7 protein-coding genes are annotated in these 12,669 nt (G+C 38.1%); 3 read left to right on the top strand and 4 right to left on the bottom strand.

Annotated elements, in window-relative coordinates; all coding sequences use genetic code 11:
• Nucleotides 1-24 precede the first annotated feature (24 nt).
• Together B0G92_RS05655 and B0G92_RS05650 are read right to left on the bottom strand one after the other, a co-directional pair.
• Nucleotides 25-906 (bottom strand): diacylglycerol/lipid kinase family protein, encoded by an 882-nt coding sequence (locus tag B0G92_RS05655; protein ID WP_101471378.1) that lies wholly within the window; start codon nt 904-906, stop codon nt 25-27.
• A complete protein-coding gene (locus tag B0G92_RS05650) occupies nt 903-2,888 on the bottom strand; it encodes an LTA synthase family protein (RefSeq protein WP_101471377.1) in 1,986 nt (661 codons plus the stop codon). The genes B0G92_RS05655 and B0G92_RS05650 overlap by 4 nt, the downstream gene beginning before the upstream one ends.
• A gap of 135 nt (nt 2,889-3,023) precedes the next feature.
• Between B0G92_RS05650 and B0G92_RS05645 the strand changes: the two genes are divergently transcribed.
• On the top strand, nt 3,024-3,896 hold the full coding sequence (locus B0G92_RS05645) for a hypothetical protein (RefSeq protein WP_101471376.1): 873 nt from the start codon (nt 3,024-3,026) through the stop codon (nt 3,894-3,896).
• Here B0G92_RS05645 and B0G92_RS05640 read toward each other — a convergent pair.
• The gene (locus tag B0G92_RS05640; RefSeq protein WP_245867711.1) at nt 3,879-7,544 is read right to left on the bottom strand and encodes a metallophosphoesterase; all 3,666 of its coding nucleotides are present in this window, start codon (nt 7,542-7,544) and stop codon (nt 3,879-3,881) included. The genes B0G92_RS05645 and B0G92_RS05640 overlap by 18 nt on opposite strands.
• 97 nt (nt 7,545-7,641) lie before the next feature.
• On the opposite strand from B0G92_RS05640, the gene B0G92_RS05635 reads away from it, so the two are divergent.
• The gene (locus tag B0G92_RS05635) at nt 7,642-8,826 is read left to right on the top strand and encodes a Pycsar system effector family protein (protein WP_101471374.1); all 1,185 of its coding nucleotides are present in this window, start codon (nt 7,642-7,644) and stop codon (nt 8,824-8,826) included.
• Here B0G92_RS05635 and B0G92_RS05630 read toward each other — a convergent pair.
• Nucleotides 8,823-11,195 carry a GAF domain-containing protein gene (locus tag B0G92_RS05630; protein WP_101471373.1) on the bottom strand — a complete coding sequence of 791 codons (2,373 nt, stop codon included), beginning with the start codon at nt 11,193-11,195 and terminating at the stop codon, nt 8,823-8,825. The two genes, B0G92_RS05635 and B0G92_RS05630, sit on opposite strands and share 4 nt — an antisense overlap.
• Nucleotides 11,196-11,606: 411 nt before the next feature.
• Between B0G92_RS05630 and B0G92_RS05625 the strand changes: the two genes are divergently transcribed.
• Entirely contained in the window at nt 11,607-12,668 is a 1,062-nt protein-coding gene (locus B0G92_RS05625) for an efflux RND transporter periplasmic adaptor subunit (protein WP_056068409.1), read from the top strand.
• Nucleotide 12,669 lies beyond the last annotated feature (1 nt).

Here is a 12,669-nt window from a genome sequence, read left to right as displayed (position 1 = left end):
CTACAGTTTGATAAAAGTCAATCATTATGCTACCAATACGTTAAGGGATTTCGGCAAAATATCTACCTGTACCTTATTGGTTTCCAACCTGTGATATTCGCCATCGATTTGTACATCAGTAAAAATTCTGTCCGGCAATTCGGCGCTTAAACTTTGAATCATGGCGTGTTCTGCTTTTTTGAATTTTTCACATTGTTTGGCTACGACCAATCCGCCAAAAAACATCTTTTCCAAAAAACCGATGCGTGGCACATACAACATGTCCAAATAGCCGTCAGAAAGACTGGCTTTTGGCGTAAGGCTCATATTATAACCCATTTCATTGGAATTCGAAATAAAAAGCAAAAACGGGTCAACAAAATGTTCTTTACCATTATACCGCAATATTGCTTTTTGCGGCTTGTACTGTGAACTTGCTTTAAGAGAAGCATTCACATATGCCGAAAGTGTTCGTTTTTTTGTGCTCTCGTATTTCTTGATAATCATGGCATCAATGCCAAGTCCCATATTACTGAAAAAGCAATGCTGGTTTACCCTTCCGGAATCAATCGCGACTGATTTTTGTTTCTTTATGATTTCGATAGCCTGCGTTATATTTTTCGGAATGTCAAGATTTGAAGCCAGGCCATTTCCGGAACCTACAGGAATAATTCCAAGTTTTATATTGGTATTGACCAACTGAGAAGCTATTTCGCTGATTGTGCCATCACCACCACAGGCTACAATAATATCAGGTTTCTGACTTATTGCCTTTTTTGTTAAGTCTATTGCATGTTTTTTATAGTTGGAATAGTCTATTTCAAGCCTAAAATCGGTTTCCGGAAAATAATGTCCCAGAAATTCTTTAGTGATGCTGTGTTTTCCTTTCCCGGAAATGGGATTAACTATAAAATGAATGTATGTCATTCTTTAAGCAATTTGTTTGTAAATAAATAATCGGCGGCCTGATAACCCGCAATGGTTTCTTCCAAAAACTTTTTATCCATTGGAATAGGCTTAAGTTCATTGGTTTCTTTGTTCCAATCATAAAAAGCCTGTTTTTTCTGGTCGGATAAAATCATGGCTTTTTCCTTCTTCATATATACCAGCTTTCTGTAGGTTCCCACATAAGCCCGTTCTGTATATTCCCTATCATAAACATTTTTCCCAAAAAAATTAGAACGGTAATTCCAATGTAGTTTTGAAAACAAGGTCGGAAACAAGTCAATCTGCGAACATTGCTGCTGAATTTTTTCCGGTGTTTGGCCCGGCAAATTATAAATAAAAGCCGGAATATGATAATTTGCGACATCAATTTCATCTTTTCCTGCACTACTGGCGCAATGGTCAGCTATAATTACAAAAACGGTATTCTTAAACCATGGCTTACTTTTTGCCTTTTCCAGCATCTGCCCTAATGCAAAATCTGCATACTTCACAGCACCATCCCTATTCGTCCCGGAGGGAATATCGATTTTGTTCACCGGATAGGTATATGGCCTATGGTTGGAAGTGGTCATGACAAAATTGAAGAACGGTTTTTGGGTGGCATAATGTTCATCTGCGACTTTCAGCATTTTGTCATAAATATTTTCATCACAGATTCCCCATGCATTTTCAAAAGTCACTTCGTTATCATCAATGTTATATCGCCGGGTTTTGATTTTATCACTCAATACACTTCCTCTGCCGCGGTCGTAAATAGTAAAACCATTTCCGCCAAAATAACTGTTCATATTATCAAAATAGCCATCGCCACCATAAAAGAAGCTGTTTTGATAGCCTTTAGCTTTAAAAACATTAGAAACCGTATAAAGTCCCTGATTATCGGGACGCTTTACAATACTCTGTCCGGGAGTAGGCGGTATGCAAAGTGTTACAGCTTCCATTCCGCGCACTGTTCGGGTTCCGGTAGCATAAAGATTGCTAAAGAAAATGCTTTCCTGTGCCAGTTTATCCATATAGGGCGTAATGCCTTTTTCATTGCCGAATTCTTTCATAAAACTGCCGCTCATACTTTCCATCAGTATAAAAACCACATTCGGTTTTGCTCCAGAAGGCTGCACGTCTGTTATATCTCTTCGGATAGTGGTGTCCTCCTTTAAAAAACGGCTATCTGATTGTTTGACCTGCTCTCTGGCAATTTCAAAAGCTTTTTTCGCATCAATAGAAGTATAGAACCGCGTATATTCCATCTGGTTATTGCGAAACTCTGCAAAAAATGAATAGATTCCAGCTTTGGAAATCTCATTATTATAACGGTTGGACGACCATTCTGCCTGAGTATTTTTTATAAATCCAATATAAAATATTAACAGTACAGCAGTAACAGCAAATACCGAAAGTTTTTCTTTTATAGTGGTCTTTGCTGCAAATGTCCAGGCAAAAATGCCTTTCTTTTGAAACAAAAAGACAATCAAAAAGGTAATCAGTGCCACTCCCGAAATGAGATAGGGCAACGGATAGGATTCCTGTATGTTGCTGACAACTTCGTGCGTATAAATAAGGTAATCGACAGCAATAAAATTAAAACGGGTACGGAATTCTTCCCAGAAGGTAATTTCTGCAAAAAAAACAAATACCAACAACAGCACCGTCAATGAAAAGAAAAAACAAATAAGAAATCTGTCCAATCGGGAACCAACATAACGATTTGGAAACAGTAACAGATAAAGGATTCCCGGCAAGGCTACAAAACCAACCACACCTATGTCAAAAAACATTCCGGTTGCCAATGTCCTTATTACCGCTATTGGACTCCAGGATACTTCATTCATCTGCCAAAGCATAAATACAATGCGGAGCAGTAATGACAACAGCAGAAATCCTTTAAAAAAATTCCACAATAGCGAAAATCGTGATGAGGAAAATGCCAATCTAAACTTTGGCTTAGGGGCCTCCATATTCATAGTGTTTGTTTTGCAAAGTTAACGGCGAACAGAATATTAAATTGGAGTGTTAAGTCAGTATTAAGCAAATCTTAAGAATAGGCAATTTATGTTTCTTATCCTCGTTTTCTTATATTTACGTATTAAAATCTGCTTATGAAATCACTTACCTTTCTTCCTGTTTTTTCAATCTTATTTTCCTGTTCGGGAACATCGCAGGAAATACCTGCCAATACGAAGAAACTACCTTTAAAAGAAGCTTCCGCCGTAGCCGTTTCAAAAGTTTCCAATCTGATTTGGGTAGCCGAAGACAGTGGTAATAAAAACAATATCTACGGACTTACTCCAGAAGGAAAAATTGCGCATGCCGTAACGCTTGAAAATGCAAAAAATGTAGATTGGGAAGATTTGACTGCTGATGAGGAAGGCAATTTGTATGTAGGTGATTTTGGCAATAATGACAATATCCGTAAAGACCTCTGCATTTACAAAATTAATGCAGGAGACCTGAAAAATGAGACGGCAGTTTCGCCTTCTAAAGTGGAATTTTACTATCCTGAACAAAGTCAGTTCCCCCCTAAGAAATCGGAGCTTTTTTATGATGCCGAATCTTTTTTTATCTACAAAGGGAACTTTTACATTTTCACCAAAAACAGAAGCAAAGGATTTGACGGCACGGTCATGCTCTATAAAGTGCCCAACCAAACCGGCCGTCACAAAGCCCAATTGTTAGGCAAATTTAAAGCCTGCAACAACTATCATAAATGTGCCATTACAAGTGCCGACATTAGCCCTGATGGCAAGAAAGTTGCATTGCTTAGCTCCAGTAAAGTATGGATACTTTCTGATTTTAAGGGTGATAATTTCCTCAACGGAAAGACCGAAATGTTTGAACTCAATGACGTGACACAAAAAGAAGGCATTTGTTTTAAAGACAATGAGACCTTACTTATTGTAGACGAAAAAAGTAAAAAAACAGGCGGTAATCTTTATGAAATCAAGTTGTCTGACTTAAAATCCAAATCCTAATCCTGCCGAAACCCTAAGGCCATCTGCTGAATTAAAAAGTGACAGTTTACCTGTAACCAGATTTACGCCATTAATCCAAATACCGCCGCCGTATGCCTGATGCCATTTGTCTGACTCTTCATTAGGCACCCATACACGGCCATAGTCAAAACCTCCAAATACACCATAACGCAGCGGTGCAACGCCATTATCTATTTTCCCGAGATTCCAGCGAAGGTCAGTACTTTGGTAGAACGACTGCTTGCCTGAAAAACGTTGGTTCCTGAAACCACGCAGGTCAGTATCGCCACCCACAGTAGCCGCCTGATAGAATTCAAAATCATCATCAAACAAGGCTTTTCCTTTTAAAAGCGTAGCCAGTACCCAGTTGCCACTCGTCGAAATTTTATAGGTAAATCCTAACGAGCCTTCTGCATAGGGAAATTTCCTGTCTGTTTCGTTAATATTTATAGTATATCCTCCCAACAGTGAGAAAACCATCCCTAAGGTAGCGTTTGATGGATTGTCATAGTTTTCAAAAGTATATTTTGCACTGAGGTCGACAAAGTTTTTGTAATCAAAAACATCCGGATTTAGAACTCCAGGCTGACTTACAAATCTTCCGGCAGTTCTGTCTACACTTATTCTTTCAAAGCTTGCCTGTACAATTGCCGAACCTCCCATTTCGCCTGTCCATTGCAAAGATGGCGTAGCTTTCAGCCTTCTTATCTTGACACGGTTATAGTCCATATCGATATCATCATCCGGATTTTCCGTCTCGTTTCCAACACCAAAATAATTAACACTAAAATTAGGGCTTGTATAAAGCGCATCAATTACAAAATTCCATTTCCCTATCTGATGCGGAAAAACGCCTTTATAGAACAATTCATAACCGCTGGTGGCGAAATAATAATTCCCACCAACAACATGTCTTTGAGAATATGGGAATCTGTTGAATCCATTTACTGTATAATTGACTCTGGCTCCTATTTTGACACCATCATCCGGGTTGAATCCGAGTAGCGGATAGCCGGCCATTACATTATATTTTGGCTTTTCGTAGTCGTAGGTATTAATCAGATATGAATCCGAAAGCATTTTTTCTCCTTTTCCGGTGTTGACAACCGTATTATCTTTGGTTGAAGAATCATAGATTCTTATTTTACGGCTACTCTCCACATCATAAGTGTCATGGTCTTGTCCTCCAAGCAGTCGTATCTTGAGTTTTCTCCTGCCTTCGCCTTTTACTTCAAAAATATCATCATCATCCAGACCATATACCCATAATTCTCTGGTTTCCGGAGAATGATAGGTTTTCTGACGGATTAATTCTTCTCTGTCCTTCTTGATACGATATACCTCAACCTTGGTTACATCTCCATCTCTTGTAATTACAAACCGGTCTTTTTTATCGGTACCGACAATAAGCACTGTCTTTTGTAATACTTTATAATATTGGTGTGCATATTTTTCCAGATGTTTCTTTCTGGCTTTCAGGTCAGATTTTATTTTTTCTATAGAAGCATCCTTAACCTCCTTTGGCAATTTTTCAAAAGCCTTGTCAATTTCAGCATTGGAAAGATTGTCTGTAATGTATTTTGCCTGTTGGCTCCACACTTTTTCATCAGATTTTGTAATAAATGCCAAATCCAGAGCATAGGCTTCGCGGTTGAACCATTTTACATTATCGAGCTTGTCATCAAATGACCTCATATGACGCAAAGCCGGAAAGTTCATCAAAATAGACAATAATGTACCATCGTATCTGGAAAATGCCTGGTCTCTGTCGCGCGGTATTGGTCGATAAATTACTTTGCCGTTTTCTTTATATTCGCCCCATCTCCATTGGTCTGCATGCCTGTCCCAATCGCCAATCAGCATATCGAATATTCTTGCCCTGATATAGCTTGGCTCATCAACTTCATATTTTTCATCAGCCCTGATATTTGCCAGGACGTCATCTGTGCTGATAATTTTATCTGGTTTTCCGAAACTCTTTAAATCCTTGAATGCACTCATAGGGCGTTCCTCAATCATATACAACTCATCACCGTATTCTTCATTGAATAATGCCAGCCTGTTTTGCTTTGGCACATAAAACAGTTTGGGATTGGAATGGCTTATACCTACTCTGTCTGCCAGTTCAGAAACAATAAATGGCGTGTATGGATGGGCAGTAGTATAAAAATCCATGATAAAATCTTCTGCATATGTATCGCGGAAATCTTTTTCTACCGACTGGTCTTTAAAAGCAACCGACTGCAGGAATCGGGTAGCACTTTTCTTTAAGGCTCTCATGACATATTCCTTACCGTCTTTATCTACCAATCGGAGTGATTTTGACTGGTGACCTCCGCCGGAAATCGTAGGAGTCAAACCACCATACAAGGTGTCAAGGCTTACGCTTTGGGCTTTTATTGGTGTGCTGTAAATCTTTCTGTAATGTTTTCCCCAAAGAAAGCGATAGGCACCTCCTTTAGTGGTCATTTTTGTAGTATAAACCGAGGTATCTTTAGAGGTCGGGAAATTGTTTGGGTATTCTCTCAAATTTGGTTTTGGCCTTGGGAAAGTCGGTTGCTGTTTATACAAAAGCCCTTCTTTGCCTTTAGAATCAGCTCCGTAATAGGACACTTTTGAAGCGCCATTTCCTAATACTTCCAATACCGCATAACCATTATGTCCGAAGGAAAAATCGTTCTCATTGATTGCTCTTGCCGCTTCTTCTTTTGAGCCCGCTCCACTGATAATCTGTTTGATATTATCCTTGTCGATATATTGTAAATTATGGTCATGTCCTGAAACCACCACCACATTATTTCGATTCTGTATGAGTGTCTTGACTCTTTTGACAAAAGCATTGTACTTTTTATTTTGCAGGTCTTGCGGACTGATACCGGAAGTTTTACGCAATAAGTTGATAATTGTACCAATTACCGGCATTGGTATTTTTTTCTCTATCGGGAAAAGGTGTTTTTTCAAAGAAAATTCTCCACCATGTGTTCCATTACTCATCAGAGGGTGATGGATAGCCAGGATTGTTGTTTTTTTCTGATTATCGTTCAGCCTGCTTTCCAGTTCGTCAAAAAACTGTTCTCTTGACTTAATATCACAATCGGTATTGATGGTAGGATGTTTGTCCCAATCTTCCAGATACCATTGGCTGTCGATTACAATCAATGCCACATTATCATTGATATTCAAGTGGTCTATTCCGCAATTTTTTCTGGGAAGGAATGATTTTTTTTCTTTAAGATATTCATTAACCAGCCTTTCCTGTTCTTTCAATCCTTCTACACCGTTATACCAATCGTGATTTCCCGGAATGAATATCGTTTTCCCTTTAAAATTCTTAGACAAGGCAAGTTGTATGTTTAGTTTTTCTTCGGCCGTTTTTCTGTCCGGACTGTCTTTTGGCGGCATGCCCAACGGATAAATATTATCCCCTAAAAAAAGTAAAGTACTGTTTGTATCTGCTTTCTTCAGCCTTTCTTCAAACAGCTTAAGAATTTGCTTTGCTTTGAGTTCATCAGCATTGCCCGCATCTCCTACCAGATAGAAAGTATGTGAAACTGTTTTCGGATTATCAAAATTATCTTTTATCGTAACAGGCTCCTTGCTTCCAAACTGGGAATGATTTGTAGCACAGGATTGTAAAAAAATTATCAAGCAGATATACTTGAAAGGGGTTATATTTCGTTTACGTGTTACATTAAGCCAAAATAATTTCATAATTTGGTAGTGGATTTAATTCAATTTATTTGATATGAATATTCTTCAAAAAGCTGAAAATTTTATATTTCAATTATTCAAAGATAACTTATCTTCCGATTATATTTACCATAATTTTAATCATACTTTAAGGGTTGTCGACAGCGTACGCCAATTGATAAAAGGAGAAAAAGTTTCTGAAGAAGATGCTGAAATTCTTGAAATTGCGGCCTGGTTTCACGATGCAGGATATATCAATGGAGGTGAAAGACATGAAGAAAAAGGGGCACAGATTGCCGAAGACTTCCTAAAGGAAAACGGATTTCCTGACGACAAAATTTCCAAAGTTAAGGCACTCATAATAGCAACTGAAATCAGACGCACTCCGGAAAATCATTTGGAAATGATTATCCGCGATGCTGACTGCTCCCATTTCGGGCATAAAGAATACTCCAATTTTGCGGAACTGTTGCGTCAGGAATGGAAAATTGTTGCCCATAAGGAATTTTCCAATTTAGAATGGGCTAAAGAAAACAGGACTGTTTTCCTGAAATACCATCGTTTTTATACTGATTTCGCGAAGGCAAACTGGCAACCTCAAAAAGACCTTAATCTTTCTGAATTGCAGGATAAGATTACGGATTGGGAAAAAGGAAAAAAGGAAAAGCCAAAAGACACCCTGAATAAAAAAAAGCTGGAACGATTAGAAACTCCTGAAAGGGGAATCGACACCATGTTTCGCGTGACACTGAACAACCACACCAAACTTAGCCAGATTGCAGACAGTAAAGCCAATATTCTTCTTTCTGTCAACGCCATCATCATTTCGATTGCCTTGTCTACCTTAATTCCTAAACTGGACAGCCCGACAAATGCGCATTTGATTGTTCCAACTTTCGTCATGCTGATGTTTAGTGTAATTTCTATCATTTTCGCCATACTTTCCACACGTCCAAAAGTAACAAGCGGACTTTTTACACGAAAAGATATTGAAGAAAAAAAGGTCAATCTGTTGTTCTTTGGAAATTTCCACAAAATGCCTCTTGATGAATATCAGTGGGCAATGAATGTGCTCATGAAAGACCGCGAATATCTTTACAACTCCATGATTAAGGACCTTTATTATCTGGGATTGGTATTGAACCGAAAATACAAACTGCTCCGCATTACATATACCGTATTTATGTTTGGAATCATCACCTCCGTAATTGCCTTTGTATGGGCATTCAAGACGGTCTAATTCTTAACCGATAGCTCTTTTACCAAATCCTGATAGGTATAGCCGTTTTCTGAATCTTCAGGCTGGCTGTACAGAATTTCTACACGCAACGCTTTTAGTCCGGTAACACCCTGCAGGTCTTCTACCTCAAAAGTTTCAATAGCACCCAGCTTGTTTTTGTGCTGTAGGAGGCTGATATATCTTCTGTACTCCACTTCTTCCTGATGTTGTGAATAGACAATCGTAATCTTGCCTTTTTGAGTAATCCTTTCGTCTGTTCCCTTTATGTTCGATTTGTCGATTCTTTTTTTCACGACTTCATAACGGGCATTATAGGTGCCGTCAACATCAAAACGTTTTTCGTCCATTCTGAACCGTATCGAGATTGGCGTACTGAAAACAAGTATCAGTGAGGTCACATCCAAATCATATGGAAGCGAAGGACGCATATGGTAATATTCGTTTTCCATCTCACACAATACCTGAAGTTGCCATAAGCGCAAGTTGCTTAAATAAACATGGCTAAATGAAAGCTGCGGTGCAATAGAAGCACCAATATAAAGGTTATGCTCCACTCCATCCGTCTTAAACCGTTCGTAATAGTGCGGGAAAAAAGACTGAGCTTCTTCTTGTTTTTTATCAAGTAAAAAAGCCATTTTTTTATTGATAAGCGAAAGCGTCTGGTCAAAATCTTTACGCGCATCATAGACCATCATTATTTTAGGGTCCAACGATTTAAAATAGGTATCTACTTTTGCCCGAACAACTTCATTGGAGTCCTTAAAATGATGTAACATAGGATGCACTTCGTTGAGCACATAACTCTGAATAAGGGACTCCGTGTCGGCTTTCAAAGTTTCTTTGAGTTGTTTTTCCAAATCTTCCAGCTCAAAAATATTCTGGTAAATTACCGGAAGCTTCAGATTGTCACTTACAAAACGAAGTAATCTGAGAAGCCGTTCAATCTGGACTGTAAGGTCTTTTTCTATAGCTTCGTTTCGCGCTACAGAAGAGCCTTTGATATCAATTTGTCCGTATAGCGGATATACTTCTTTAAAAACAATCTCTTTAAAAGGCAAATCCCTGGCATTTTTATCAGTCGTATGCAAGGAAGCTTCTTCTCTGAATTTCCAGTAAACACTCGGGTGGATAGCCGTATATTCTTTTTGGATTATGGCATCAATTTGATTTTGCATGTCTGAAAAATACCGGTCTATAGTATCTACCAGAAAAGGCATAACCAAATCCAACTTGTTGGCATTGACACTATTCAGCTGTTTTGGCTCTGACGACACCAATTCAACGATTCCAAGAAATTTTTCATCTTTGATAACCGGTGCAAAAATACAGCTTTGCACATTCTGAGAAAGCAGGTGCTCTGCAAATCCTTTTTCTTCCGGGTTGGCAATCAGAAATTCTTTTACATCTGAAATGATAAAATACTTTTTCTGTCCTACCAGGGTTTCCAGCGAACATTCGCCTAAAGCATTACGGCACTCTTCCTCCATACCTGTCAATAAAAAGCTATGCATTTCTTCTTCAAAATCAGCCTTTTTTAATCGGGTACCATCACTGCTAAAGGCAGCAAAACCGGTTCTTAAATCGGGTATTTTATAGATAGACCTGAAGATAGTTTCGATTGTCTCCCTTTTTAAATCGTTTCCTTTATCATTACTTAAAAGGTTACTTTTCAGATTAGAAATGGCGCTTTCAACCGAATTATCGTAAAGCGTCATAATCCCGAAACCTTTAAGTATCCAGCTACCCGGCGGAAATTTTTCTTTCCAAAGCGCCAGGTCATCATAATTGTCAATCAACAAATTGATATCTTCCTGAGTAAGCGCAATTGATTTTTCAGTAGGAAATACTTCCAGAAAATCCGCATTATAGAGAATCCGATAATGTTTTATAATTCCTTCAGCATTTGGAATGTCATAAAAAATGGGAGTACTGAAATCAATTTTACTACCATAATAGTAGTTCAGGATAATCAGACAGTTCATGACATAAAACTGATGCTCGTCAAAGTCCCTGATTATGATTTCAAAATCTTCACCAGCTTCACTTATAATCTTGTTAAGCCTTTCTGTAGTATTAAAAATATAATTGTCAAACGGAATCGTTACCGCCTTAATTTCGTTATGCGTCAAAGCCGTTGGAAACAGGTCTGACAAAAGATATTTGATACGCAGGTAGTGCTTTTCAATCTGCTGATACGATTCAATACCATCTCTTAGCTCCGGATAAGGTTCAATTTCCTTTAAAAGTCCCTTTGCATAAGCGGCACGATAATCTACATCTGAACCTGCTATTTCTTCCAAAACCTCAATCACTTTCGCAAAAGAAATCTTGACTTTAAAAGGACTGAGATTATCGTGAATATGGTTCATATTTTGAAGATTCAAATTGTAGGCAAATTTACGAAAATAAAAGATTCGCAAATCCAAAAGAAAACAAAAAAGCCATCAGATAAACTGACGGCTTTTTCAAATAAAAATCTAAAAACTAAATACTATTTATTTTGAAAAACAGTAAAACTGCTTTTTTGGTTTTCTTTTTAAATTTATTACTAAAGCTAATATAGAAAAACAATTTACGGAAAAAAAACAAAATCGATAAAACGCATATTTATTTAACGTTCGACATTAAACCTTTCTGCTCTTCCCGGGTCTTACTTTAAGTTTATTTGAAAAATGTTAAAGTATAGTAAAGAAAGTCATTCGTTTAAATAATAAAATTTAGTTTTGTTCGATGCCTAAATCTGGCTTTTCTTAACTTAAAATTATAATTACCCTGTTCACATGAAAATAAAACATCTAGTTTACGCAATTCTACTTCTTGGTATTGGCGGTATGATTGCCTATCGGATTATTAATAATAAGAAATCAGAATCAGAAAACGGAAAAGGACAGGGAAATAAAAAACCATCAACAGTTAGCGGCGTTGTAGTAAAACCTCAAAATTTTGCCGATGTACTTTCACTTTCCGGCTCGATTGAAGCTAACGAACAGATTGATGTACGCAGTGAAGTTTCCGGAATTGTTGAAAGCATCAACTTCAATGAAGGTACAATGGTATCAAAAGGGCAGGTGCTTTTTAAAGTAAACGATATCGAATTAAGAGCCCAACTGGCACAAGCCAAAACAGCACAGGGATTGGCTTCCGAAAACGAAAGAAGGGCAAAACTGCTTTTGCAAAAAGAAGCGATTAGCCAGGAAGAATATGATATTGCCAGTGCCGATTTCAAATCTGCCAAAGCACAATCACAACTCATTAGTGCCCAAATTGCAAAAACTACGGTACGTGCTCCTTTTTCCGGAAAAATAGGACTTCGCTCGATTTCCGAAGGAACTTACGTGACGCCAACTACCATGATTGCAAAACTGGTAAACACCAGCCGATTGAAAATTACTTTTTCAATTCCTGAAAAATACGCTTCTCAAATGAAAGTTAACGGTGAGTTTACATTTACGACTGCAGGTTCGCCGGAAAAATTCAAAGCCAAGATTTATGCCATCGAACCGGAAATTGAAGTAGCAACACGAACACTCAGACTAAGAGCTATTGCCGAAAACCCTGAAGGCAAGCTCTACCCCGGAACCTTTGCAAACGTCATACTTCCATTAGACAATATTCCGGATGCCTTACTGGTTCCTACGCAGGCACTGATCCCTATCCAGAACGGAAAGAAACTGTTTATATCCCAAAACGGGAAAGCGAAAGAAATAATCGTTAAAACAGGAGCGCGAACAGATAAAGACATCCTGATTACTTCAGGTATCAAAGCAGGAGACACCGTATTGACTACAGGAGTGATGACACTAAAAGACGGAATGCCTGTCAAAGTCCAAATAAAAAACTAAA

The sequence above is a fragment of the Flavobacterium lindanitolerans genome, assembly GCF_002846575.1.
Lineage (GTDB): Bacteria > Bacteroidota > Bacteroidia > Flavobacteriales > Flavobacteriaceae > Flavobacterium > Flavobacterium lindanitolerans.
The sequence above is the reverse complement of the archived record's forward strand: the minus strand, read 5'-3'. Positions and strand labels throughout refer to the sequence as shown.